Here is a 23,409-nt window from a genome sequence, read left to right as displayed (position 1 = left end):
TGAAAATCCCGAGAAATTGGCCGTTTGCTCGTGTCCCCTGATCGAAAGCGAAGGGAAATATGGCGTCAAAGCGTTCTTGAAGTTTGCCTGGTTCTACCAGAGCATGCATAATGATCAGACGCGCTATACGAATAACAGTTAAGACTCGCCTCGGAGGAAATCCCTTCGATGTGAGGAAGGCCCGAGTCAGAGCAGCCACCGACTCGGATGTTGTATCTCAAGGAGGAGATCGGTTTGAAAAAGATCACGTTCGCAGCGGTCATCGCTGCTTCTGCCCTGGTGCTCACCGCATGCTCGAGCGGGGGTGCAGCAACGGGTTCAGGTGATGAAACCTATAACTGGGATATGACGATCACGGTATCCGAGACCTCTACCTGGTGGGCCGGAGCTGAGAAGTTTGGTGAGCTCCTCGACGAAAAGTCAGACGGACGGATGACACTCAACATCTTCGCCAATGAGCAGCTCTCTGGTGGAGACCCAGCAGCCGGTGTTGAGATGCTCACCAATGGAGATAAGACCTTTTCGTACAACTCCCCCATCATTTACTCCGGTATAGACCCCAGGTTCTCGGCGATCACCGCTCCGTTCTTGTATGCCGACTACGAGGAAGCTGACGCTGCTATTGCGGATGGCGGTGCTGCGGCCTACGAAAAGCTCACCGAGGATCTGAATATCAAGATGCTTGGCTTCGGGGAGTCCGGTTTCCGCCAGGTGACAAATAGCAAGAAAGAAATCACTACCCCGTCCGATATTGCTGGGCTGAAACTTCGTGTCGCTGGATCAGAGCTCTTTCTGAACATCTATCAAGAGCTGGGCGCGGATCCGGTGACCATGAACTTCTCTGAGGTCTTCACTTCTCTGCAGAACGGCACGATTGACGGGCAAGAAAACCCTTTCGACGTGATCTCTTCAAACGGCCTGATGGAGGTGCAAGGCTACCTTTCAGTTTGGAACTATGTCTATGATCCGCTCATCCTCGGCATGAACCTCGACCAGTACAACGCGCTGAGTGACGCGGACAAAGCGATCGTTGATGAGGCTGCAGCAGAAGCCAACGAGTTCCAGATCAAGCTCAGCCGTGATGCTGAGGCAACTCAGCTCGCAGAGATGAAAGAACAGATGAAGGTTACTGAACTCTCGCCGGCCCAGCTTGTAGCGTTCCGTGAAGCACTCCAACCGGTATACGACCGCTACGAATCCAAGTGGACCGCTGAAGTCCTCGAAGCGGTCCAGCCCAAGTAGTTCCTCTTAGAGTGGAATTGGGCTGCACGCCATGTTTCTGCTCTGGAATTAGGCATCATATGTTTGATCTCATCCTTCGCAGGTTTGAAAACACGATCATTGCCATCACTTTTTTGTTCATCACCCTTTTGGCTTTTGCCAATGTGGTGGCAAGATACGTGTTCCATGCCTCCTTTTCGTTCACTAGCGAGCTGCTCGTTAACCTCGCTGTGCTGCTAACTATGGTGGGTGCCGCCGCTGCCACGCGTCTTGGTACTCACCCCAGTTTTAGCCTGCTTCGCGACTCGACCCGCGGAGCCCTTCACAAGACCATAATCGTGATCGTCTGCCTGGGCATGCTGGTCTTTTTCGGAATGCTGCTGTGGCTCGGTATTGGGACGGCTCTGAACCAATTGAACTCAGGTCGCCTGACCCCAGCGCTCCAGATCCCGCAGGGGATATTCTCTCTGGGCCTACCGATCGGAGCTCTGCTGTGCGGAATTCGTACTGTCCAGGTTGCAGTGATTGAGCTTCGCGGTGGCGAGGCATTTAGGGGAGAAGACACCGAAGTGATCGAGCTTGCTGCGGAGGTCGAGGCTAGGTCGCTTGAGGCTGAAGGAATCCGTAGCCAGAAGGAAGGTGGGCGAAAGTGATCGAACTCGTGCTTTTCGGAACCTTTTTAGTCTGTCTTTTCGTTGGTGTGCCAGTCTCTGTCGCGATGGGTCTTTCCGCATTTGCCACCATCACGTTCACCGGCGGAGTCAAAGCGCTTGCTCCAGCATCGAGCATCCTGTACGCCGGTCTTGCCTCGGAGACGCTGCTCGCTATCCCATTCTTCATTCTCGCTGGTGTGATTATGGAGCTCACGGGAATCTCGCGTCGATTGATCGAGTTTGCTGACGCCTGTTTCGGTCACCTAAAGAACGGAATTGCACTCACCGCGATTCTAACTGCACTGCTGTTCTCCTCGATTTCCGGATCGGGGCCCGCAACTGTGGCCGCGATTGGCGGGATCTTGATACCGGCGCTCGTAAAGCACGGCTACTCGAAACGGCATTCGGCCGCGCTTGTAGCTACCTCGGGCGAGTTGGGTATTATTTTGCCGCCGAGTATCGCTTACATCGTGTTCGCGGTGGTAGCGGCTGATTATGCCGGACCTGGTGTCGACCGCGTCACGATTGGACGCTTGTTTATGGCGGGTGTGGTACCGGGCCTCATCCTTGTCGTCGTGCTGTACTTTATTGCGCTCTTCCTGCCTCGTGATCTTGCGACCGCGAAAGCGAGCGCCGCGAAGCATCTAGATAAGGCGCTCGGCAAGAGCAACAACCTTGCTCAGTTCGCAACCGCGAATGGCGCAGCGAAGAGCGCCAAGCCCGAAGGCTCGGTGCTGACAGCGGCCCCCAGAGACGACGCCTCAGGGTAGTCCTGGTGACCTCGGTATGCGGGCGGAGAGGGCATCGGGAGATGTGGTTTTCAAGGCCTTCCTTCGTGCTGCACCCGGTCTGCTGGTTCCTGTCATCATTCTCGGGGGCATCTACGGGGGAATATTTACTCCTACAGAGTCAGCGGCCGTCGCGTCTGTTTACGCCCTGGTCGTCGGGCTATTCATCACCCGTGATCTGAAAATCAAGGAAGTCTTCTCGATCTTCACTTCTGCTGGCGTTATGTCGGGCAGAATCATGTTGATCATTGCAGCGGCAACACTATTTGCGTACGTCATCACGAGAAATCACATTGCAAAGGTAGTGGCTGCATGGATGCTCGACCTTACCGACAGCATGGTCCTGCTGGTGCTCCTAATTACTCTGGCACTACTTGTCGCTGGCATGTTCCTTGACGCAATTTCGGCCTTCTATCTTTTCATTCCGCTGTTTGTTCCGGTCCTATTGGAACTCGGGATGGATCTCACGACCATCGGCGTAATGATGACCATGAATCTCGCAATCGGTTTGATTACACCGCCGGTTGGAATCGACCTATTTGTCGCCGCTGGTATCGCGAAAATTCCGTTCACAGAAGCAGTGAAAGGCATCATGCCATTCGTTGTGTCGGGGATCGCCGTATTGATGATCGTGACATTCATTCCAGCATTGAGTAATTGGCTGCCAGATTTGCTCGGCTTATAGCCGCGCCTTGAAGTAAGGGAACTCCAATGGTAAAAGATCTCACAGGTAAGGTGAGCGTTGTCACTGGCGCAGCTAGCGGTATCGGCCAGGCGGTGGCAATTGAACTGGCCTCGCTGGGTTCCGACGTGCTGATCCTCGACGTACTCGACGGAGGCAAGACCGTCTCAGCGATCCAGGACCTGACCGGTGGCACGGTTCGCGCTCGCAGCGAAATTGTTGACATCAGAAACCGCGATGCCGTGAGCGCATGCCTCGACGAGATGGTCGCCGCCTGGGGATCGCTCGATATTTTGGTGAACAATGCTGGCACGGTCGGGCGTCTCAGTCTTGAGGACATGACCGATGAGGTTTGGGATCGGGATATTGAGACAAATCTCAAGGGAACGTTTCTCCTGACACAGTGCGCTGTATATCCCCACATGAAGAACGCCGGATCCGGTGCGATTGTAAATGTGAGTTCCATTTCAGGCATCATGGGTGGTGCGAATTCGGGAGGCGATGGCACCTCTGTGCGATCCGGCCCCGCGTACGCCGCATCAAAGGGCGGAGTCATTGCGTTTACTCGGTGGGTAGCGAAGGAAGTGGGCCCACTTGGAATTACCTGCAACTCGGTCGCACCTGGCCCTGTTGAGACCCCCATGACGCAGGGAGTTCCCTACCCAGTAGACGCGCAGCCAATCAAACGAATTGGTCTGCCCCGGGACATCGCCGCCGCGGTCGCCTTCCTGGCGTCGCCGAATGCGACCTACATCACGGGCGAAACTCTCAAGGTGTGCGGAGGTACCGCCATCGGCTGAATAATCTAGACGGCCCCTTATGCCCGCTGCGCGCAACACCCTAGGGTGCAGCGGTCGGGCCCAGACACAAGGCTCTTAAGGCTGAACCGTACGTCTTTCTTATGCCACAAGCAGGAAGGAGACCACGATGCAACCATTGGTTCATCCCGGCCCCAAAACAGTACCAAGGATCATCGCCGTTCCCGTGCGAACGCAACGTCTCGCGTGTTCATTGCACGTTGGAAAGCCGATCGTTGAACAGCTTCATGACGTACTCGCCTCGCTCGGTGCGGAGAGTGGATTTGCTGAACTGCAGGGTGGTGGATACGCGCCACTCAGCTACTGCGTGCCTGATGTTGCGACCTCGGAGAAGGCGCTGAGTTTCTCTGAAACGAGAACCCATAGCCGCGCCCCGTTGATATACGGTTCGGTAACGCTTGGCGTGCGAGATGGGTCTCCTTACATGCACAGTCACTGCTTTTGGCAGTCACCGGACGGCGTCCTCGAAGGCGGGCACGTCTGGCTAGAGACTGCAGCCGGGGATCCGCCTCCCGTTGCGATAGTCACAGCAGTTTTTGGTGCGCTATGGCGGAGCACTATAGACCCCGAGACAAAGATGCCGGTGTTCACACCGGAGAAGCGAGGAACGGACATGATGCAAGAAACTGATACGGTCATTGCCCGCGTGCTTCCCAACGTGGATATCACCGAAGCTCTGCTGAAGGTCTGTCATGAGGCTGGGTACGAACACGCCTCAGTGCGGGCAGGGCTCGGAAGCTTCGTCGGCGCAGTTTTCGTTGACCGCAGCAGCGGAGAACAGATCCGCGTTGACGGCCCCGCAACGGAAGTCGTTGCCCTCATCGGGGACGTGCACACTGTTGACGGACAGACGCGGGCCAGGCTCAGCTGCACCCTGGTCGATCGACACGGAACGATCCACGCTGGTGAACTCGTGCCAGGCGAGAATCTCGTTGCCGCAACTTTCGAGCTCACCGTGCAACGACTTGATGCAGTTGCTCACACCGTCAACTAACTACCTCAACACCCACATCACTATCTACGACGATTACAGGGAGTAAATCATGGATGTCAACCTCACCAAAGAGCTTCTCGGAGAAGACCTGGAAGCTGATCTTGCAGAATGGGCGGTCGAAGACGGGTCTACCGTTGCGGAGGGGCAGGTCATTGCTTCGCTCGAGACCTCGAAGCTGGTCAACGAGCTCCTTGCCCCGACGGCGGGAGTCATCACTTTCAAGAAGGCAGCGGGAGACCTCGTCGAGCTTGACGAGACTATCGCGACCATCGATTAGGGAGAGGCATGACTCGTTATCAAGCGCACGAACAGGGACTGACTGGCCTCAAACTCATGGCAAAAATCCGTGAGTTTGAGCGTCGCATGCCGTTGCTCTCAGAGGAGGGCCTCATCCGTGGCTCAACCCACCCCTCGCTCGGGATGGAGGCTATCGCCGTTGGCGTCTCGCTCGCCTTGACCGATGGCGATGCCATTGCGAGTACACACCGCGGTCACGCCCACACGCTCGCAAAGGGCGCTGATTTTGGGCGGACCATGGCCGAGATCCTTGGGCGGTCAGACGGGTACTGTGGCGGCAAGGGCGGCTCTATGCATATCGGCGTCAAAGAGATCGGCGTGCTGGGCACCAATGGCATTGTCGGGGCAGGGATCGGGATTGCAACTGGCGCAGCGCTCGCATCAAAACAGAAGGGTGACCGTACCGTTGCGGTCTCCTACTTCGGCGACGGGGCTTCAAACCAGGGAGTGCTGGCGGAAGCTTTCAATCTCGCAGCAATATGGAAACTTCCCGTACTTTTTGTGCTTGAGAATAACCACTACGCGCAGTCAGCTTCCGTTGAGGATATGGTCGCTCAGCCTGATCTCAGCCGGAGGGGCGAGGCCTACGGCGTGCCGTCCTTCAACGGTGATGGGATGAACCTTCCAGAGGTGTTTGCGCTCACAGACGCCGCAGTTTCTCGTGCTCGTGCGGGAGAGGGGCCGACACTGTTGGTATTCGACACCTACCGTTACTTGGGTCATATGGCTGGTGACACCGAGATCTATCGCAGTGCCGATGAAGTCGAGACGGCAAAGAAGAATGATCCGATCGCGAACTTGCTTGAGCAACTCATCAATGCAGGTGTCGTTACTCAGGAGGAATGGGAGACCATGACCAAGCAAATCTTTGAGGAGGTTGAGGCTGCAGAGCAGTTTGCGCGTAACTCACCTTTCCCCGGTGTCAGCGAGGCGTTCGCTGACGTGTACGCGAAGGGGTCGAGCGAATGAATGCAGAAATGAAAGAAATGGTGACATGGCGTGCCCTCAACGCTTCACTGCACCAGATCCTTGAAGACCACCCGGAAGCTTTTGTCCTGGGCGAGGACATTACGACCTGGGGCACAGGCGGAGGAACCTACGGTGTCACGCGGGGGCTGCTCAAGAAGTATGGTCGTGAGCGCGTGTTGGACACGCCGATCAGCGAAGAGGTGTTGCTCTCCGCGGTAGCTGCTGCTGCTGCTCGGGGGACTCGTCCGATCCTTGAGATCATGTACTCCGACTTCGCGTTTCTCGGCTTTGACGGCATCATCAACCAGGCAGCTAAAGCGCGGTACATGTTCGGAGGTCAGTTCGATACTCCCGTCGTCATTCGCACGAATGGGGGCTCAGGCATCGGCAAAGCCGCCCAACACTCCCAATCACTTGAAACGCTGTTTGCTCATATTCCCGGGCTCGAAGTTGTGGTTCCTGGGACACCGGGCGATGCGTATGGCCTGCTGCGAACTGCGGCCGCCTCGGACAATCCCACGATTTTCCTCGAACACAAGAATCAGTATTACGATCGTGGCCCGGTTGGTACTGATCCGATCCCATTCGGGCAGGCACGTGTCGCTCGCGAGGGGGCGCATGCCACAGTGGTCGCCACTCAGCAGATCCTCGCTTACTCTCTGCAAGCTGCGGAAGAGCTTGCAGCTGAGGGAATCGAAATCGAGGTTATTGACCCGCGTACTTTATATCCGTTTGACATGGACGCAGTTTACGCATCAGTAGGTAAGACTCGTCACTTGGTGGTCGGGCACGAAGCTGTACGTGATTACGGCTGGGGTGCTGAGTTTGTTGCCCAGGCCGTCGAAGCGGCCTGGGACAAGCTTGATGCAGCGCCTGTTCGCGTTGGTGGCGCAAGAGTGCCGATCCCCTATTCGCAGGTGCTTGAAGAAGCCGTAATCCCGTCAAAGGATGACATTATCAGTGCCGTGAAACGCACACTCTGTTAAGACGCAGGGGAGGGATGGATTTTCACCCCTCCCCTCGCTCACCTTTTAACCGCGAAGGAATCAGCCAGTGAATCGCTTGAATGGAAAGACCTGTCTCGTTTTTGGGGGAGGGTCCGTCGGAGGTGAAATCAATAATGGGCTTGCTGCGGCAATTACCTATGCGCGTGAAGGTGCGCGGGTGGTGATCGTAGATCACCAAGAGGAAGCCGTCACCGAAGGAATCAAGAGAGTTCAGGCAGAGTGTGAGTTAGCCGGAATTGAACCGATGGCCGTTGGACTGGTTGGTGATGTGACCAGTGATACCTCGGTGCGCACAGTTGTCGAGCGCACCATCGCTGAATCTGGTCGCATTGATGTGCTGCACAACAACGTGGGAATCGCGCTCATGGGCGGGCCTATCGAACAGACGCTCGAGGAGTGGGATTTGACTCTTAACGTCAATCTCACCAGTATGTTCCTCACCTGCAAGTATGTGCTCCCGCACATGCTCGCACAAGGGTCCGGGAGCATCATCAACATCGGGTCTGTCGGCGGTATGCGTTACATCGGCTACAACTATCCGAGCTATTCCGCAACCAAGGGCGCTGTGACGCAGTTCACCCAGAATATCGCCCTTGAGTATGCGTCCAGAGGTATTCGGGCGAACACAGTTGCGCCAGGATACATCAACACACCAATGATCTACAGGCAGATTAATTCCTTGTACGACTCTGTTGACGACATGATCGCCGCACGCGATGCGCTCTCGCCCACAGGTCGGATGGGGAACTCGTTTGATGTGGCGAACGCCGCACTCTTTCTCGCTTCTGACGAATCACGCTACGTTAACGGCGTCTGCATTCCAGTTGACGGCGGTCTTGTGCAAAGTTCGGCCCCTCCAGTCCAGGGGCACACCCAGGGCGCGCGACTCTATTCTTGACGCGTATCCTCGGCCTCGTGCTCGCTGGCGCGGAGCTCGTGGAGCCAAGCAAAATGAGCATCGATAGCGTCGCTCGCTGCACGAGTGTCACGAGCCTTTACCGCGGCCAGGATCTGCGTGTGCACGTCACGCATCGTCTCAAAGTCCTTTTCGAGAGTGAGGTGTCGTAGTGTTCCTTGCAGCGTCGAATGCAGCATTTGTGAAAAGAAAAGGAGGGACGGCGAGGCCGAAGCCGCGAAAAGTGCACGGTGAAAAGAACCATCGGCATCGAGTAGCTCTTCGCCGTTCTCGGTTTGATTCATCGCTTGGACACTGATTTCCAGGGCCTTGAGCCCTTCTCCTGTTGCATTCGCGCATGCTTCAATGGCGGCCTGTCGTTCAAGCGCATGGCGCACCGAGATGAGTGACTCGAGTGTCATTTGGTGAAACATTAGGCTGAGCATTAACACATCGCTCGTTTGTTCTGCCTGTACACCTGTATAAAAGGTGCCCTGACGCTCTTTGCGCGAGAGCGCCCCCATTGATTCGAGCCGGCCAATCCGATCCCTCAGCGTGTTGCGACTGACGTTGAGTTTTTGTGTCAGTTCGCGCTCGCTCGGCAAGCGTTCGCCCGGCTTCATAGTGACGAGCAGGTCAACGATTGAACTCAGTGCCGTGTCGCTCAAGAAGGTAGCTTGGAAGCGATCCGTGCTGGGAATGTCAGGTCGTCGTTGAACGGCAGCTTCAGAATTTTGCAACGGGTACCTCTTCAGACGTGTCGTCACCAATCTACACCGTTCGGCTCATCTCGGAAGAGGACCTGGTGCGCGTGCTCGACATCATCGGCGCCGCGGATCCCGAAGCCTGACGCGCAAGCGGGCGTCTGACGAGCGTCCCCCTTCCCCGCGAGCGTCCCCCAAAAGCACGGGTGCTTCGGTGTTGGGATGGGGGCCGCTCGTCAGGATGGGGGACGTTCGCCATTGAAACACTCGCGCCCTGCTGGATCTCGATGGAGACCCAGCAGGGCGCGGGTGTTGTGTGCCTGGCTGGTGCCGCAGCTTACATAAAGCGCAGCGCCTGCACGAGAATGGCCAGCACGATGCCGAGCGCGCCGAGCACGATACCGATGATCGCCATAGCCAGCACGCCGCCAGAAACCTGATCGCCGCTCTTCACTGCCTTCCGGTACTGATTGATGGCCTGAGCGCCCGAGATGACGCCAATCGCACCAGCGATGTACGGCAAAAGGAAGATGGACACTGCGCCGGCAATGAGAGCGGTGAGGCTTGCCGCCATCACTGACTTGCTGGTTCCCTTGCCGCTAGCCCAGGCGGGCGGAGCCGGCGGGCCCGCCTGTGGCGCTTGAGGCATCGTCATCGGCTGTGCCTGCATCTGCGGTGCCTGCATCTGCGGTGCTTGCGATGCTTCCGCTGCCTGCGTGGGCTGCGCGGGGGCCGCCTCGGCGGGCGCGGGGGCCGCAGCGGTGTTCGGGTTTGTGGGCTGAGTGTTCGGGGACATTTCGGCTCTCTCGGTCAGACGGTGAAGGCGCTGGGCGGCCTCGACGGAAGGTGAATCTGGTTGTTCGCGAACGATGCTTGACGCGAGTCACTCGTTGCTCAAGGTGCGATAACCGAAGATCAATTATTCCATTGAAAATTCGACGCAAAGCCTACGGAATGGCCATTCAGGCACGTAAATTTCCCTGTTCTTCACTGCAATCTTCATCATCTGTACTGCTTTTGTTGGTTTGTGACCCGACGCTGTGTCGGGTGCAGGGTCCCGATCCGCCACTCGTATGCGCTGGAAATGGGTGATTTCAGCCGATTTTCCGACGCGGTTGCATGGCGTGCGCAGCCGCGTGTGGGGCGAGGCCTTGTGGCCCCACCCCAACGTCGCGATCCTTAGTTCGATGAGAAGCGATCGAGCCGCATCTGTGCGGTGGCGGCGTGGGCGGACATGCCCTCCGACTCCGAGATGGTGATCGTTGCCGGTGCGAGCAGTGGTGTCGCCTCGCGCTCAACACGCTGGTAGGTCAGCGGCTTGAGGTAGCGCGATACCGAGAGACCAGCACTGTGCTTCGCGCCGCCCGCGGTGGGCAGCGTGTGGTTGGTGCCTGCCATGCCCTTATCTGAGTACGCGACCGTGCTCCACTCGCCCAGGAAGACCGAGCCGTAGTTGCTGAGATTCTCGTGGTACCAGGCGTCGTCCGCGGTGATGACCTCGAGGTGTTCGGGGGCGAGGTCGTCCATGAGCGCCACCGCGACCTCGCGGCTGTCGGCGACGGTCACCGAGCCGAAGTCGCGCCAGGCGGGCCCGCAGATGTCGGAGGTTGACAGGGTGAGCAGCTGGCGCTCGACGGCGGCGATGACCTCACGGCCGTGGGCCTCATCGGTGGTGACAAGGGCCGCGGGGGAGTTGGGCCCGTGCTCGGCCTGGCCGAGCAGATCCGCGGCAACGATTTCGGGATCGGCGGTCTCGTCCGACAAGACAGCGACCTCCGAGGGGCCTGCGAGCAGGTCGATCGCAGCGCGCCCGAAGAGCTGGCGCTTCGCCTCGGCGACGAAGGCGTTGCCCGCGCCAACGAGCATGTCTGCGGGAAGTTCGTCGATGAGGCCGTAGGCCATTGCAGCGAGTGCCTGGACACCGCCGAGCAGGAAGACGCGGTCAACGCCTGAGACGTGTGCGGTGTAGAGTACGGCGTCGTTTGCGAGACCTGACGGCTGCGGCGGCGTGCAGGCGATGACGTGGGGCACGCCGGCGGCCTTCGCCACACCGACGGTCATAAACGCGCTCGCGGTGAGCGGGAACCGGCCAGCGGGCATGTAAGCGCCTACGCGACCGACGGGCACGTAGCGAACGCCCGTATGGAGGCCCGGTGCGAGTTCGACGTCGAAGTCGACGTGTCCCTCGCGCTGGCGGCGGGCGAAGGCCTGCGTGCGCTCTGCGCCCAGCTCGATGGCTTCACGCAACGCCGGGTCGAGACGATCCCCGCTGCTGGCGATTGTGCTCGCCGAGATTTCGAAGTCGTTGCCCTCCCAGCGGTCGAGCTTGCGTGCGTAGTCGCGGACGGCGTCAAGGCCGCGCTGCTCGATATCGAGAAGCATTGCGGAGACAGTTTCGACGACCTTTGGGTCGCGCTGCGCGGCAGGCACATCGAGTGGGGTCTTGAGGCGCGTGAAGTGGCCAGCGTACTTTTCGAGGATGGGCGTAGTGAGTTTCATGTTCTGATGCTAGGAAGAGATAACCTCTAGGGCAATAGGGTGGTTGGTTCTATATGGCATAGTCTGGGGCTATGACAATAACGCAGCTTCGCGCCTTCGTGTGCGCGGTCGACGGGGGATCGTTCACCGCTGCCGCTGAGGCACTCGGTGTGTCGCAGCCCACCATCTCGGCCCTGATCCGAAAACTCGAGGAACACCACCAACTGACGCTGTTCATTCGCACCGGACGCAGGCTTAGCCTGACGGCGGCCGGGGCGGAACTGCTCGCCTGGGCTCGCCAGATTGTCGAGACATCGGAACGCGCGGATGAGGCGCTGACGGAGTTGCGCGGCGTGCATCGCGGCTCAATCTCGCTCGGTGTGCTGCGCAATGCGAACTTTTACTTCTTGCCTGACATGGTGGAGCGTTTTCACCGCGTCCGCCCAAATGTGCAGTTGCGGTTGTTTGGGCAGAACTCATTTGAAGTCGTGGAAGGGGTGCGAAACGGCACGCTCGAAGCGGGAATCGTGGTCTTGCCGGTGCCCGACGACGAGCTCGAGGTGTTTCCACTCGTGCAAGATGAAGTGCTGTGGGCGAGCGCCCATGCCGAGCGCGTCGCGAAACCTGTCGGGATCGAGCAGATCGTCTCAAGTCCCGTGGTGCTCTACGACGTGAGCTACAGCTGGAACGACCCGACACGTCGGCAACTCAGTGAACGCGCGCAGGAGCGCGGGCTGCGCCTGGAACCGCAGTTCGAGGTTGAGTATCTCGAGGCGGCACTCGAACTGGTCGCGCGCGGGATCGGCGACACGATGGTGTCGCGCGCGGTGACGCAGAGCAGCCATTTCCCGTCTGAGATTCATGTGGCGCCGTTCGAAGTGCCAATGTACGACACGATCGCCGTGATCAGGCGCCGAAATAGCGTCCTGTCGCCGGCGATCGTGGAACTCATCGACATTGTGAGTGCGCTGTTGCGTCGTCGCGCGCCGGATCCGAGCGTGTATCCGGCTGTTACCGCGCCACACATCACCACCCGGGAATCATCAGCCCGCGGTGTTACTTGACCCGGTGGAGCTTGCCGTCACTCCGCTCCGGTGCCGAGCACGGAATCCACCCGGCGGAGGATCAGATCGAAAAAACGTGCCGCCGGAAGCGCATGCAGTGCGATCTTGCCCCCTTCTTGCGAGATTGCTTCGAAGAGACCTCGACCAGGCACGAACACCGCTCGCCACCATCTATTCTCAAACTCGATCCGGAACTCGGTCCACGGCTCGCCCCTGGAGATCCCGTCGACCCGATCCGCGTATTCTTCGTCCGAGATACTCCATGAATCACTGAAACGGAACGCGGGGACGACTCCCATCCAGGCGACTGAGTCTGCGGGCAGACGCTCTGGGCTGAGCTCATAGGCCTCTACGTTGGCCGTGTCGAGTGCGTGCGTGGAAGCTCCGCTAGTACGTAGTACCACCAGTCCATCCTTGGTTGAGTAGGCTGCGTAGAACCCCTGAACCCTGCCGTGAGTGACCACTGCGTGGAGCACCTTGGGTTGTTCGAGCCGTACGCCCCAGGCATCGATCAGCATCTCGATAGCGGATACAGGCATCTGTCGCGCGGATGCCGGCTCGGGTGCCGGGATCACAGTGAGATCTTCGAGGGGAAAGCCCGCTCGGGCGGTCGCGTCATCGTCAAGCTGGACGCCTTCCTCGCTGTTAGCCGTTGCCGCCGTTTGAATCGTCTCGGGGTCTGCCGCAAACCGCAGGTTCGTCACAATCCAATCGAAAGTCTCCTCGACGGCAAGCGCCTGCGACGGGAGAAACGACGCTGAAGCATGCAGGTGGTACTCGCCGGTAGCAATGACCCACTTCTTTACCATGACATCGAGATGTCTCGTTGCAGGATAAGCAAAGATGAGCACGCGACCGATCGGGGGGTCATCGGCTAAAGCCAGAGACCCGAAGAACACGTCGACACTCACCAATCGGGCACCGAGATGTTGCTCGCCCGCGGCCAGGATCGCGGCCATCGAGGCGTCGACGAGCGGTGCGGTGTTCTTTGTTGAGGTGAATACAATATTTGGGCGAAAGGGCAGATCGGCGTCGCGCGCAACGAGCACCAGCTCAACATCGTCGCCGTGCCCCACTTCCTCGACCCGGAGCACGTTTGGATACCGAACGAAGAGACGAGCAGTCTGTGCCTCATCAATGAGGACTTCGGTCTTTGTGTCGCTATGATCAGTCATTGTTCTTCCGATTCGCCTTCCTCAGCCCCCGGGCGGTCTTTCTCAAGTCTCTGGCGGTACGCTCGGCCTGACGACGTAACTCGCGCCCCTCACGGAACCACTTCGGGAGCATGAAATTCGGCCATAATCCGAGAAAGCCGAGGGACCCGACGGCCCCAACCGCTGCGAAAGCAATGGTGAGTAGCGTGACGTCTTTTCCTGTTGCCCAAGCTGCTGGAAAAAGCAACGTAACCCCGAGCAGTACCGGTAGAACCCCGAGAAACACTAGAGCAAAACCTCCGCAGGAGGTAAAGCCGCTCGGGTAAGCCCACTTCTTCCATCTGCCCGTGTAAGCCAAAACTCCACCGATGCAGCAACAAATGCCGATGAATATGAGAATAACGGCCACGCTACACACTACCCTGATTCGGACTGGCTAGGTCAAGGTAGGTGGCCCCGGGTGCTAGCACCGTGACATCATCACGTTCGTTTCGGACTGTGTCTAGAGTATGTTCTGCCACTTCAGACCCTGCCCAGCCAGCGATGATGCCGCCAGCGATACCACCAATGATGCCCCCGACGACGCCACCAATCAGAGTACCTGCTCCAGGGAAGATTGAGCCGATTGCGGCGCCGGCGATGGCCCCGCCCTTCGCGCCTACCCACGCGCCACCGAGTCCGGCTGCCACAGACGCGCTACCGACAATCGCCGCGTCTTGGACCGCACGTTCTTGACGCTGTTCCTCGCTCCATTCTGGGTATCTGGTGAGGTTCGTGTTATAGCTGTCCGAGTAGGTGCCCCAATAGGTTAAGCCCGCACCAGCGACGCCAAGACCGCGTCCGCCCCAACTCGCCCACCCAGGAGGTGTTCCGAGTTTCGGGTCGGCGGTCAGTATCGGTTTGTTCCACCACCCACTCGGCTTTGTCGCAACGTTCGGCAACGGGGTGTAACCCCAGGAACCAGCAGGGGCTAATAAACCCGTTGTCGGGTGAACAGAGAACCACTTTCCGTTTTCGAAGACTCTCTTCCAGTCGGCATCCACCGCTAGCGGATTAATGAGTTCTGGCGGTATCACGGCATTCGCGCCCGGAATGATTAATGTTCCCCGATACCGTTCCATCATCCCTTGGGCGAGACCAATCGTGGCATCGCCAAGGGTGTTTGGCAGCTTCGCGCCTTCGTGTGCGCGGTCGACGGGGGATCGTTCACCGCTGCCGCTGAGGCACTCGGTGTGTCGCAGCCCACCATCTCGGCCCTGATCCGAAAACTCGAGGAACACCACCAACTGACGCTGTTCATTCGCACCGGACGCAGGCTTAGCCTGACGGCGGCCGGGGCGGAACTGCTCGCCTGGGCTCGCCAGATTGTCGAGACATCGGAACGCGCGGATGAGGCGCTGACGGAGTTGCGCGGCGTGCATCGCGGCTCAATCTCGCTCGGTGTGCTGCGCAACGCGAACTTTTACTTCTTGCCTGACATGGTGGAGCGTTTTCACCGCGTCCGCCCAAATGTGCAGTTGCGATTGTTTGGGCAGAACTCATTTGAAGTCGTGGAAGGGGTGCGAAACGGCACGCTCGAAGCGGGAATCGTGGTCTTGCCGGTGCCCGACGACGAGCTCGAGGTGTTTCCACTCGTGCAAGATGAAGTGCTGTGGGCGAGCGCCCATGCCGAGCGCGTCGCGAAACCTGTCGGGATCGAGCAGATCGTCTCAAGTCCCGTGGTGCTCTACGACGTGAGCTACAGCTGGAACGACCCGACACGTCGGCAACTCAGTGAACGCGCGCAGGAGCGCGGGCTGCGCCTGGAACCGCAGTTCGAGGTTGAGTATCTCGAGGCGGCACTCGAACTGGTCGCGCGCGGGATCGGCGACACGATGGTGTCGCGCGCGGTGACGCAGAGCAGCCATTTCCCGTCTGAGATTCATGTGGCGCCGTTCGAAGTGCCAATGTACGACACGATCGCCGTGATCAGGCGCCGCAACAGTGTGTTGTCACCTGCCATCGTGGAACTCATCGACATTGTGAGTGCGCTGTTGCGTCGTCGCGCGCCGGAGCCTCCGCGCGATTAGACCTCGTTCTCGTCATCCTCTGGCACTACAGAAATCACCTCTGTGGCGGCTGTCTTGAGAATTCCGGATCGACGCAGCAGTGCGCGGGTCTTGGTGTGTTGGGGATCGCCGAACACATCTTCTGGCGGCCCCTGCTCAACGATTTGTCCACCGTCCATGACCACGATCCGGTCTGCGATTTCACGGGCGAACTGCATTTCGTGCGTCACGATCATCATGGTGGTTCCCGACGCGGCGATTTTTTTGATGACCGCCAGGACTTCACCGACCAACTCTGGATCTAGCGCGGAGGTCGGCTCGTCGAAGAGCATCACACTGGGCTGCATTGCAAGTGCCCTGGCGATGGCAACGCGCTGCTTCTGTCCGCCGGAAAGGCGAGACGGGTAGTTGTGCATGCGATCCTGCAGTCCCACCATATTGAGCGCTGGCTCGGCCAGTTCTTCCGCTGCCTCGCGCGAGAGTTTCTTGACGTCCCGCAGAGGGCCATGACGTTCTCGAGTGCGGTTTTATTCATGAAGAGATTGAAGTGTTGAAACACCATCCCGATGTCGGTGCGCTTCGCGGCGGTCGCGCGTGCGGATTCGCCGACAAGTTTGCCTTCGATTTCGCGGTATCCGACCAGGTGGTCATTGACCAGAATGCGACCTGACTCGATCACTTCGAGCTTGTTGATGCAGCGCAGGAGCGTCGACTTCCCCGATCCGCTTGAACCAATCAGTACGACCGTTTCGCCCGGGGCAACCTCAAGATTGACGCCCTTGAGTACCTCGAGTGAGCGGCGAGTGTCTTTCCGGCCAAAGAGCCGCTGCCAGAGTGACGGCTTTTCGCCAATAATGTAGGTCTTGTGGACGTCCTGAACATTGATGACTGAATTAGGCACGGCTTCTCGCCTTCTTTTCGAGCACGATCACGAGGCGTGACAGCGGCAACGACAGTGCGAGATAGAGCAGCGCTGCGGCCGTGTAGATCTCCACCGTCTGGAATGTCTGAGAGTTGAGCGTGTTGGCGGTCTTCAGAATCTCCGATACCGCGATGACCGACGTGAGCGCCGTGTCTTTCACCATCGCGATGAAGTAATTCCCGATCGGGCCGAGCGCGACAGTGAAGGACTGTGGAATGACAATGCGCCACAGAGCCTTCGTGGGGGTGTAGCCGAGTGACAACGCCGCTTCTGTTTGTCCGCTGTCAACGGCGAGGATCGAGGTGCGATACACCTCGGAGAGGTATGCGGCATAGTTTAAGCCGAGACCGATAATGCCCGCTGCAATTGGGTCGAGCTGGATCCCGATGACCGGCAGCACAAAGTAGATGTAGACCAGCTGCACGAGCAGCGGGGTGCCACGCAGCACCTCAACGTACACCGTCGCGATGATGCGCAGTATGCGGCTGTGCGAAATGCGCGCCAGCGCGATGAGCAAGCCCAGTACCAGGGCGAGCACCATCGCCCCGAGCGCAAGCTGTGCGACGACGGGGATGGCGCGAATGAGGCTCGGCAGGACGCCGAGCACGCTCTCAATGAAGTCCATGATTCCTCTTTCAAGATGAGTGGCGGCGGGGACAGACCCCGCCGCCACTCACGCAGGAGCTACTTGGCTGCGTTATCTGAGCCGAGGCCGTACTTCTGGAGAATCTCTAGGTATTTGGGCGTTGCTTTGAGGTCTGCAAGCGCCCCGTTGAGTGCTTCACGCAGTTCATCGCTGTCGCTGTCTTGCCGGAATGCGGCTGCGATGGTGCCGGGAAAGTAGGGCTCGTAGGGTGACACAAGTTTCACTTTGTCGTTGGGATTCTGCACCAGGCTCCATGCAACGACGGCCTGGTCAGTGAATGCAGCATCTACCTGGCCATTTGCGACGGCCTGCAGCAGGTTTGCTTGCGAGTCGTACATCTTAATGTTCTTCTCGTCGGTGAGGCTCTGTGCGATCTCGAGGTGTGTGGTGCCGGTCATCACTCCGATTGACTTGCCCTTGGCATCATCGCGCGAGGTGAGTGTCGAGTTTGCGGGCACCAACATTCCTTCACCCTGGGTGTACCAGGTGTCAGAAAAACTGAGCGTCTTCTGGCGATCCTCGGTGACATAGAGGCCGTCAGCGATGAGGTCGGCTTTCTTTGAGAGAACCGACTGCGGCATTGTGGCGAAGTCGGTGACAACCACCTCAATGTTCCAGTCGAGCTCTTCCGCCATCGCGTTCAACATCTCACCATCGATTCCGGTGAGCTCGCCGGTCTTTTCGTCAACAAACGAGAAGGGGGCATCATTTGATGTCACCACTGTGACCGTTCGTGAACCATCAGTTGAGTCCGTGGAGTCGTTGCTCGCGCTGCACGCACTCAGGAGAAGAGCTGTGGCTGCCAGGGCCGCAATTAGGGCCGACTTCTTGTGAGTAATGTTCATCGTTGTAACACTTCCTTCATTGGAGACTTGCCTACGGCAGCGCAGGCGGTATCCCAAGCATTTATGGAATGGATGTATTACACAAGGTCGCAGGAATCTATGCGATTCAGAGCTTTGTCCTATAGTTCATAGAACTCAGGACGGCGATCCCCGAACACGTCGTTTCGAGGGCTGATACGGCGGCGATCCCCGGCCAGCTCAACCGCCGCATCGTACCGACCAGAGGCAGCCATCTCCCCGGTCACCCAGCCGTCGGTGCCCACCACCGTGGTGCCCTCCGTCCATACCGTGCCGCGTTCTTCCCCGCTGCGGTCGCAGCACGCGATCGCGACTCCGGAGGCGCGGGCCGCGGCCATCGCGTGAACGACCTCGGGTGCGTGCTCGTTTTCGGGGCGCGAGATGTACGGCCAGTTCGTCGGAACCGCGATGACATCTGCTCCGCGCAGGGCGAGGGAACGGGGCATCTCGGGAAACTCCAGGTCGTAGCAGATCACCGTTCCCAGTTTGCCGAAGGGGGTGTCAACGACCGGGGGCACATCAGAGCCGGGGGTGAAGATAGATTTTTCGGTGTCCCAAAGGTGCAGTTTTCGGTAGATCGTGGGGGCGGATCCTGGCGTCAGGATGACTGCGCTGTTGTAGATGAGAACCCCACTCGGATCCTCGCCACCGTGCTCACAAAACCCGATGACGGCGCTCGTGTGCTCCCCAAGGATCGCCTGCCAGCGAGCAAACACCGGTGAATCGGCGGGCAGCGCAGCGTCGCGGGCCTCGCTCGGTGTGAGGCTGTAGCCGCTGGTTGCGAGTTCTGGCAGCACTAACAGATCGATCCCGTCGGATGCCGCGCTGGCGAGCTCCGTTTCAATCTGGGCGAGGTTCCCTGGCCCGTCGCCGATACGGGGGGCGAGTTGGGTGCAGCGAATACGGGCTTGGTTGGTTGAGAAAGACAATGGGGTACCTGCCTGAAACACTCGGAGGCGCGAGACGACGCCGAACGGAGAAGTTGCCCCCTCAGCATCACACAGATCGTGTCAGTCTGGGAGAGTAAGAATCACATCTGGGGTATAGCCAAGATCAATGCCTCCCAGAGGTTGCCGCGGTCTGGTGCGATGCACTTCGGGGGTTTATGGTCGGGTGGAGGTGAGCGCTCATGTGCGGTGCGCTACTCCGCCTGAACGTGAGGAAAGGGATCCAATGACGAACTCCACGCCGGTTGCCGCCGCTCAGGAAGCAGGGCCGCTCATCGAGTCCCGCTCGATCGAGTGGGTGCCGCTCAACGAACGCAGCGGCAGCCCGAAGAGTCTGTTTTCCCTGTGGTTCATGTCAAACGCGAACATCACGACTCTCGCGACGGGCATGCTGGGCGCAGCGCTGGGCGGTTCGTTTGCGATGTCCGCTGTCGCGATCCTCTTGGGGGTCGCTGTCGGCACGGTCTTCACGGCGTTCCATTCGGCGCAGGGCCCGCAGTTGGGCTTGCCGCAGATGATCCAGTCTCGCGCGCAGTTCGGGTACCGCGGTGTTGCGATTATCTGTCTGATCGTGGTGTTCAGCCTGGTCGGATTCAACATGTTCAACCAGATGCTCGGGGCGGAGATCCTGGTCAAGGTAACCGGCGTCGCCGTGAATCCGCTGTGGTATCTGATCATCAGCGGGCTCGCCTTGACGCTCGCAATCTTCGGGTATCACTGGATTCACCGCACCCAGAAGTGGCTGACTTGGCTGTTCCTGCTGACCTTCGGCGTTCTTACCGTCGCGGCCCTGTTCATGGTTTCTTTGCCCGCCGAGCAGTTCAGCTTCAGCGGGTTCACCTGGGTGGCATTTCTGGTGCAGTTCGGAGCTGCAGCGGCCTACGCGCTGGGGTGGGCGCCCTATGTTTCTGACTACTCCCGTTACCTCGCACCCGAGACGAAGCCTGGGCGGGCGCTCTTCTACACCTACAGTGGCATTTTTGCGGGGCGTCTTGGTTGATGCTACTGGGTGCCCTTGTTGCGGCGGTGTTCGTGGGTGCGGATCCGATTTCTGCGGTGAAGGATCTTGCGGACCAACTGCTTCCGGGATTTGGCAACGTGATTCTTCTCGCTGCGCTGCCCGGGCTTGTTGCGGTGATTACCGTCAATATTTACGCTGCCGCGATGGAGCTGATTACGGTGGCCGACTCGATTCGCCCCGTTCGCCCCACCCGTGCGGTGCGGGTCTTCGCAACCTCCGTGATCGCGGCGGTCGCTTTCTTGGGTTCGGTCTTGAGTACGGGGGCATTCCTTGACAGCTTCGGCAGTTTCTTGGTAGTGCTGCTGTATGTGCTCGTGCCGTGGACCTCAGTAAACCTGGTCGACTACTTCTTTGTGCGCCGCGGCCACTACGTCATCTCCGAGATCTTCCGCCCCAACGGGCTGTACGGAAACTGGGGTTGGCGTGGCATGGTCTCTTACGTTGTGGGACTTGCCGTAATGGTGCCGTTTGCGGTGACCGCCTGGTATGTCGGCCCTGTCGCGCAGCAACTCGGTGAGGCAGATATCGCACTGTTTGTCGGCCTGATTGTCTCGGGCTTGGTCTATCTGCTGCTGGGTCGCACCATCGACCTTGAAGCGGAGCGGGCCGCGGCTGCGGCGGACAAGCTCGCTACGGGTGCCCACTCGGTCGCTTTCGAACGGGAGTAACCGGGGCGAAAGACTACTCCTGGACGAGTTTTTCGCAGAGCCGCTGTAGCTCCCGCATCTCGGCTTCGCTCAGCGCCCCTCCAACATCCCGTGCCACGCTCTTTGCGTGCGCCCGACCGACCTCGCGCTGCACGCGCCGCCCGTCCTCGGTGAGTGTGACCTGCACGGCACGGCCGTCGCTCGCATCGGTGCAGCGAGAGAGCAGCCCCCTGGTTACGAGCCGGTCTACCGCACGCGAGAGTGCGGGTTGGCTCAGCAGTACCCCGTGTTGAATCTCGCTGATCCGCATGGGGCGGTCGCCCTTTGCGAGGGTGTACAGCACGTCGTACTCACTGATGCTTACCTCGTGCCACATGTCCTCTGCGAGGTAGCGCTTCATGAGGGTGGCGTGGGCGGTCATCAGCGACTCCCACGCCTCGTTGGCGAGGCGGACGTCGGTGCGCGTGCTGCTTGCCATAGTGGTTAGTTTATCTTTCCTCCTCGAATCGTGTGCCCGCGGTAGCTCGGGCGCTGTCCTGATATGGAGATCCGCCGGTCACGTTGTCGCCCCGATTGGCGTTCGGGCGGGGTTGGCGGGGTGTGGCATCGCCGTACTTCGCGCGCACCCGCGCTGCATGTGAGGGGGTGTCGGGCGTTTCGGGATTCCGAATCGCCGCGAGCTCGCGTCGCAGAACCGGCACGACTTCTTCGCCGAGCAGCTCGATCTGCTCGAGCACGGTGGTGAGCGGGAGGCCAGCGTGGTCGATCAGAAACATCTGGCGCTGGTAGTCGCCAAATGTCTCGCGGAAGCCGAGGGTCTTGTCGATGACCTCCTGAGGGCTGCCGACACTGAGTGGGGTTTTTCGTGTGAAGTCTTCAAGGCTGGGGCCGTGCCCGTAGACGGGTGCTTCGTTGAAGTAGGGCCGGAACTGGCTCGCCGCGTCTTGTGATTTCTTGGCGATGAATGCCTGCCCGCCGAGCCCAACAATGGCCTGCCTTTTGCTGCCGTGGCCGTGGAACTCGTAGCGTTCCCGGTAGAGGTTGACGAGCCGGAGGAAGTGTTCCGAGGGGGCGAAGATGTGGTTGGCGAAGAATCCGTCGCCGTAGTAGGCGGCTTGCTCCGCGATCTCGGGGGTGCGGATCGAGCCGTGCCATACGAACGGCGGCACGTCGTCGAGCGGACGGGGCGTTGACGTGAAGCCCTGCAGGGGTGTGCGGAAATTCCCCTCCCAATCGACCACATCCTCACGCCACAGGCGGTGGAGCAAGTTGTAGTTTTCGAGGGCGAGCGGCAGGGCGCTGCGAATGTCTTTGCCGAACCACGGGTACACCGGGGCAGTGTTGCCGCGGCCGAGCATGAGGTCCATACGTCCGCCCGCGAGGTGCTGCAGCATCGCGTACTCTTCGGCGATCCTGACCGGGTCATTCGTGGTGATGAGGGTGGTGCTCGTTGACAGTTTGAGCGTGCGTGTCTGCGCTGCGATGTAGGCGAGCAGCGTGGTGGGGGCTGAGGAGAAGAATGGTGGGTTGTGGTGCTCGCCGATGGCGAAGACGTCGAGACCTACCTCTTCGGCCTTGCGTGCGATCTGCACAACCGCTTTGATGCGTTCTGCCTCGCTGGGGGTTTCTCCGGTGACCGGATTGCGGGTGATGTCGCTGACGGAGAATATTCCGAATTCCATACTGCTGCGCTCCTTTTTATATGCTCATGCATGTAAATGTAACGGGAAGGCCCGCGATCTATTCCCGAAACTGTGCGCCAGCCTCTGTGGGTTGACGAATCTCGAAAAGTGGTTCTAAACTGACTGGTCAGTACAATTACAGAAAGCCGAACCTTGTACACCGAAACCTCGACACCAGTACCCGTCGCAACGCCCCGATCCCGCAGCATCGTGAACCTTGAAAGCGCCATCGTCAACGGACCCCGCGGCCCGGTGTTTGGCCCGCTCACCGCCACAAGCGCGACGCCGATTACCGTCGTCACCGGTTCGCGAGGCAGCGGACGCACCGCCCTGTTGCTGGTGCTTGCGGGCCGCATGCGGCTCGACGCGGGAACCGCGATCGTCCTGGGTGAAACCGGCACGGCCGCGATCCGACGCCGCACCGGCATTGCGGGTTTCGCCGACATCGATGCGCTCGAACCGACCGCCAGCGTCGCCGCGACACTGCGCGAGCGCCTCGCGTGGGTCTTGCCGTGGTACCGCCGCGCACCGAAGCTGACGAACACGCTCGCCCACGAACTGCTCGAACCGGCGTTTGGGGAGCTTCCGCAGCCGGAGCCCACCGTGTTGGTGCGGGATCTTGTGCCCGCAGACGAAATGCTGCTGCGCATTGCGCTCGCGCTCACCGAGGCTCCCGAAGCGCTCGTGATCGACGACTTCGACGAACTGCGCAGCGCCGCTGACCGGCAGCTGGTCGCCGACCGCCTCAACGCGCTCGCGGACAGTGGCATCGCTGTCATTGTCGCGACAACCGATCCGGCCGACGCGCTGCACTTCCCCGCCGCGCCCGCCCTCATCCGGCTCTAGCCGCTCCGTCGGCTCCTCCGCCCCGCACCGCCGGTTGAGCGAGCGAAGCGAGTCGAAACCAGG

The 23,409-nt window shown here is 59.5% G+C and carries 24 protein-coding genes and 2 pseudogenes; 14 read left to right on the top strand and 12 right to left on the bottom strand.

Annotated elements, in window-relative coordinates; genetic code table 11:
* Nucleotides 1–234 precede the first annotated feature (234 nt).
* From G7067_RS01080 to G7067_RS01035, 10 genes are all read left to right on the top strand, one after another.
* Nucleotides 235–1,242, top strand: coding sequence for a DctP family TRAP transporter solute-binding subunit (locus tag G7067_RS01080; RefSeq protein ID WP_205881169.1), 1,008 nt, complete (start codon nt 235–237; stop codon nt 1,240–1,242).
* 59 nt (nt 1,243–1,301) lie between these two features.
* Entirely contained in the window at nt 1,302–1,874 is a 573-nt protein-coding gene (locus G7067_RS01075; RefSeq protein WP_166321369.1) for a TRAP transporter small permease, read from the top strand.
* On the top strand, nt 1,871–2,644 hold the full coding sequence (locus tag G7067_RS01070) for a TRAP transporter large permease subunit (protein ID WP_166321368.1): 774 nt from the start codon (nt 1,871–1,873) through the stop codon (nt 2,642–2,644). Before G7067_RS01075 ends, G7067_RS01070 begins: the two co-directional genes overlap by 4 nt.
* Nucleotides 2,645–2,687: 43 nt before the next feature.
* On the top strand, nt 2,688–3,347 hold the full coding sequence (locus G7067_RS01065; protein WP_205881168.1) for a TRAP transporter large permease subunit: 660 nt from the start codon (nt 2,688–2,690) through the stop codon (nt 3,345–3,347).
* Nucleotides 3,348–3,373: 26 nt separating this feature from the next.
* Nucleotides 3,374–4,144: an SDR family NAD(P)-dependent oxidoreductase gene (locus tag G7067_RS01060; protein ID WP_166321366.1), complete on the top strand. Its 771-nt coding sequence runs from the start codon at nt 3,374–3,376 to the stop codon at nt 4,142–4,144.
* Nucleotides 4,145–4,775: 631 nt separating this feature from the next.
* On the top strand, nt 4,776–5,156 hold the full coding sequence (locus tag G7067_RS01055) for a PCC domain-containing protein (RefSeq protein ID WP_166321365.1): 381 nt from the start codon (nt 4,776–4,778) through the stop codon (nt 5,154–5,156).
* 49 nt (nt 5,157–5,205) lie between these two features.
* Nucleotides 5,206–5,433 carry a biotin/lipoyl-containing protein gene (locus G7067_RS01050; RefSeq protein WP_166321364.1) on the top strand — a complete coding sequence of 76 codons (228 nt, stop codon included), beginning with the start codon at nt 5,206–5,208 and terminating at the stop codon, nt 5,431–5,433.
* A gap of 8 nt (nt 5,434–5,441) precedes the next feature.
* On the top strand, nt 5,442–6,422 hold the full coding sequence (locus tag G7067_RS01045; protein ID WP_205881167.1) for a thiamine pyrophosphate-dependent dehydrogenase E1 component subunit alpha: 981 nt from the start codon (nt 5,442–5,444) through the stop codon (nt 6,420–6,422).
* Nucleotides 6,419–7,408 (top strand): alpha-ketoacid dehydrogenase subunit beta, encoded by a 990-nt coding sequence (locus G7067_RS01040; RefSeq protein WP_205881166.1) that lies wholly within the window; start codon nt 6,419–6,421, stop codon nt 7,406–7,408. The genes G7067_RS01045 and G7067_RS01040 overlap by 4 nt, the downstream gene beginning before the upstream one ends.
* Before the next feature lie 76 nt (nt 7,409–7,484).
* Nucleotides 7,485–8,327: an SDR family NAD(P)-dependent oxidoreductase gene (locus G7067_RS01035; RefSeq protein WP_205881165.1), complete on the top strand. Its 843-nt coding sequence runs from the start codon at nt 7,485–7,487 to the stop codon at nt 8,325–8,327.
* Here the strand turns inward: G7067_RS01035 and G7067_RS01030 are convergent.
* From G7067_RS01030 to hisD, 3 genes are all read right to left on the bottom strand, one after another.
* Complete coding sequence (locus G7067_RS01030) at nt 8,318–8,992, bottom strand: FadR/GntR family transcriptional regulator (RefSeq protein WP_166321362.1); 675 nt, start codon at nt 8,990–8,992, stop codon at nt 8,318–8,320. The genes G7067_RS01035 and G7067_RS01030 overlap by 10 nt on opposite strands.
* A gap of 373 nt (nt 8,993–9,365) precedes the next feature.
* Entirely contained in the window at nt 9,366–9,824 is a 459-nt protein-coding gene (locus G7067_RS01025) for a hypothetical protein (RefSeq protein ID WP_166321361.1), read from the bottom strand.
* 383 nt (nt 9,825–10,207) lie between these two features.
* Nucleotides 10,208–11,527, bottom strand: coding sequence for a histidinol dehydrogenase (hisD, locus tag G7067_RS01020; protein WP_166321360.1), 1,320 nt, complete (start codon nt 11,525–11,527; stop codon nt 10,208–10,210).
* Between the two features lie 71 nt (nt 11,528–11,598).
* Here hisD and G7067_RS01015 point away from each other — a divergent pair, with 71 nt between their 5' ends.
* Nucleotides 11,599–12,570 (top strand): LysR family transcriptional regulator, encoded by a 972-nt coding sequence (locus G7067_RS01015; RefSeq protein WP_166321359.1) that lies wholly within the window; start codon nt 11,599–11,601, stop codon nt 12,568–12,570.
* A 17-nt stretch (nt 12,571–12,587) separates the two neighbouring features.
* Here the strand turns inward: G7067_RS01015 and G7067_RS01010 are convergent, their stop codons facing one another.
* Nucleotides 12,588–13,745 carry a hypothetical protein gene (locus G7067_RS01010; RefSeq protein ID WP_166321358.1) on the bottom strand — a complete coding sequence of 386 codons (1,158 nt, stop codon included), beginning with the start codon at nt 13,743–13,745 and terminating at the stop codon, nt 12,588–12,590.
* A gap of 389 nt (nt 13,746–14,134) precedes the next feature.
* Nucleotides 14,135–14,665, bottom strand: coding sequence for a hypothetical protein (locus G7067_RS01005; RefSeq protein WP_166321094.1), 531 nt, complete (start codon nt 14,663–14,665; stop codon nt 14,135–14,137).
* 186 nt (nt 14,666–14,851) lie between these two features.
* On the opposite strand from G7067_RS01005, the gene G7067_RS01000 reads away from it, so the two are divergent.
* Nucleotides 14,852–15,793 carry a LysR family transcriptional regulator gene (locus G7067_RS01000; RefSeq protein WP_166321357.1) on the top strand — a complete coding sequence of 314 codons (942 nt, stop codon included), beginning with the start codon at nt 14,852–14,854 and terminating at the stop codon, nt 15,791–15,793.
* Here G7067_RS01000 and G7067_RS14560 read toward each other — a convergent pair.
* The 5 genes and pseudogenes from G7067_RS14560 to G7067_RS00980 form a co-directional block, all read right to left on the bottom strand.
* Entirely contained in the window at nt 15,790–16,104 is a 315-nt protein-coding gene (locus tag G7067_RS14560) for an ATP-binding cassette domain-containing protein (RefSeq protein ID WP_341872845.1), read from the bottom strand. The genes G7067_RS01000 and G7067_RS14560 overlap by 4 nt on opposite strands.
* A 36-nt stretch (nt 16,105–16,140) precedes the next feature.
* Nucleotides 16,141–16,673, bottom strand: a pseudogene (locus G7067_RS14555) (ATP-binding cassette domain-containing protein); the annotation flags it as partial.
* Complete coding sequence (locus G7067_RS00990; protein ID WP_166321356.1) at nt 16,666–17,319, bottom strand: amino acid ABC transporter permease; 654 nt, start codon at nt 17,317–17,319, stop codon at nt 16,666–16,668. The pseudogene G7067_RS14555 and the gene G7067_RS00990, both read right to left, overlap by 8 nt.
* A gap of 59 nt (nt 17,320–17,378) precedes the next feature.
* Nucleotides 17,379–18,059, bottom strand: coding sequence for a substrate-binding periplasmic protein (locus tag G7067_RS00985; RefSeq protein WP_166321355.1), 681 nt, complete (start codon nt 18,057–18,059; stop codon nt 17,379–17,381).
* 245 nt (nt 18,060–18,304) lie between these two features.
* Nucleotides 18,305–19,132 carry a nitrilase-related carbon-nitrogen hydrolase gene (locus tag G7067_RS00980; RefSeq protein ID WP_166321354.1) on the bottom strand — a complete coding sequence of 276 codons (828 nt, stop codon included), beginning with the start codon at nt 19,130–19,132 and terminating at the stop codon, nt 18,305–18,307.
* Between the two features lie 127 nt (nt 19,133–19,259).
* Between G7067_RS00980 and G7067_RS15070 the strand changes: the two are divergent.
* Nucleotides 19,260–20,839 (top strand): annotated as a pseudogene (locus G7067_RS15070) (purine-cytosine permease family protein).
* Nucleotides 20,840–20,852: 13 nt separating this feature from the next.
* On the opposite strand, the gene G7067_RS00970 reads toward G7067_RS15070, so the two are convergent.
* The gene (locus tag G7067_RS00970) at nt 20,853–21,296 is read right to left on the bottom strand and encodes a MarR family winged helix-turn-helix transcriptional regulator (RefSeq protein WP_166321353.1); all 444 of its coding nucleotides are present in this window, start codon (nt 21,294–21,296) and stop codon (nt 20,853–20,855) included.
* 10 nt (nt 21,297–21,306) lie between these two features.
* A complete protein-coding gene (locus G7067_RS00965) occupies nt 21,307–22,500 on the bottom strand; it encodes an LLM class flavin-dependent oxidoreductase (RefSeq protein ID WP_166321352.1) in 1,194 nt (397 codons plus the stop codon).
* 210 nt (nt 22,501–22,710) lie between these two features.
* On the opposite strand from G7067_RS00965, the gene G7067_RS00960 reads away from it, so the two are divergent.
* Complete coding sequence (locus G7067_RS00960; protein WP_166321351.1) at nt 22,711–23,346, top strand: ATP-binding cassette domain-containing protein; 636 nt, start codon at nt 22,711–22,713, stop codon at nt 23,344–23,346.
* The last annotated feature ends 63 nt before the right edge of the window (nt 23,347–23,409 follow it).

This window comes from Leucobacter insecticola, assembly GCF_011382965.1.
GTDB classification, from domain to species: Bacteria; Actinomycetota; Actinomycetes; order Actinomycetales; family Microbacteriaceae; genus Leucobacter; species Leucobacter insecticola.
This window is presented reverse-complemented; position numbering and strand designations above follow the sequence as displayed.

Coding starts and splice junctions, on each gene's coding strand:
- G7067_RS01075 (WP_166321369.1), top strand. CDS start 1,302: ATGTTTGATCTCATCCTTCGCAGGTTTGAAAACACGATCATTGCCATC.
- G7067_RS01060 (WP_166321366.1), top strand. CDS start 3,374: ATGGTAAAAGATCTCACAGGTAAGGTGAGCGTTGTCACTGGCGCAGCT.
- G7067_RS01055 (WP_166321365.1), top strand. CDS start 4,776: ATGATGCAAGAAACTGATACGGTCATTGCCCGCGTGCTTCCCAACGTG.
- G7067_RS01050 (WP_166321364.1), top strand. CDS start 5,206: ATGGATGTCAACCTCACCAAAGAGCTTCTCGGAGAAGACCTGGAAGCT.
- G7067_RS01045 (WP_205881167.1), top strand. CDS start 5,442: ATGACTCGTTATCAAGCGCACGAACAGGGACTGACTGGCCTCAAACTC.
- G7067_RS01040 (WP_205881166.1), top strand. CDS start 6,419: ATGAATGCAGAAATGAAAGAAATGGTGACATGGCGTGCCCTCAACGCT.
- G7067_RS01025 (WP_166321361.1), bottom strand. CDS start 9,824: ATGTCCCCGAACACTCAGCCCACAAACCCGAACACCGCTGCGGCCCCC.
- hisD (WP_166321360.1), bottom strand. CDS start 11,527: ATGAAACTCACTACGCCCATCCTCGAAAAGTACGCTGGCCACTTCACG.
- G7067_RS01015 (WP_166321359.1), top strand. CDS start 11,599: ATGACAATAACGCAGCTTCGCGCCTTCGTGTGCGCGGTCGACGGGGGA.
- G7067_RS01010 (WP_166321358.1), bottom strand. CDS start 13,745: ATGACTGATCATAGCGACACAAAGACCGAAGTCCTCATTGATGAGGCA.
- G7067_RS14560 (WP_341872845.1), bottom strand. CDS start 16,104: ATGCTCTTCGACGAGCCGACCTCCGCGCTAGATCCAGAGTTGGTCGGT.
- G7067_RS00990 (WP_166321356.1), bottom strand. CDS start 17,319: ATGGACTTCATTGAGAGCGTGCTCGGCGTCCTGCCGAGCCTCATTCGC.
- G7067_RS00970 (WP_166321353.1), bottom strand. CDS start 21,296: ATGGCAAGCAGCACGCGCACCGACGTCCGCCTCGCCAACGAGGCGTGG.
- G7067_RS00965 (WP_166321352.1), bottom strand. CDS start 22,500: ATGGAATTCGGAATATTCTCCGTCAGCGACATCACCCGCAATCCGGTC.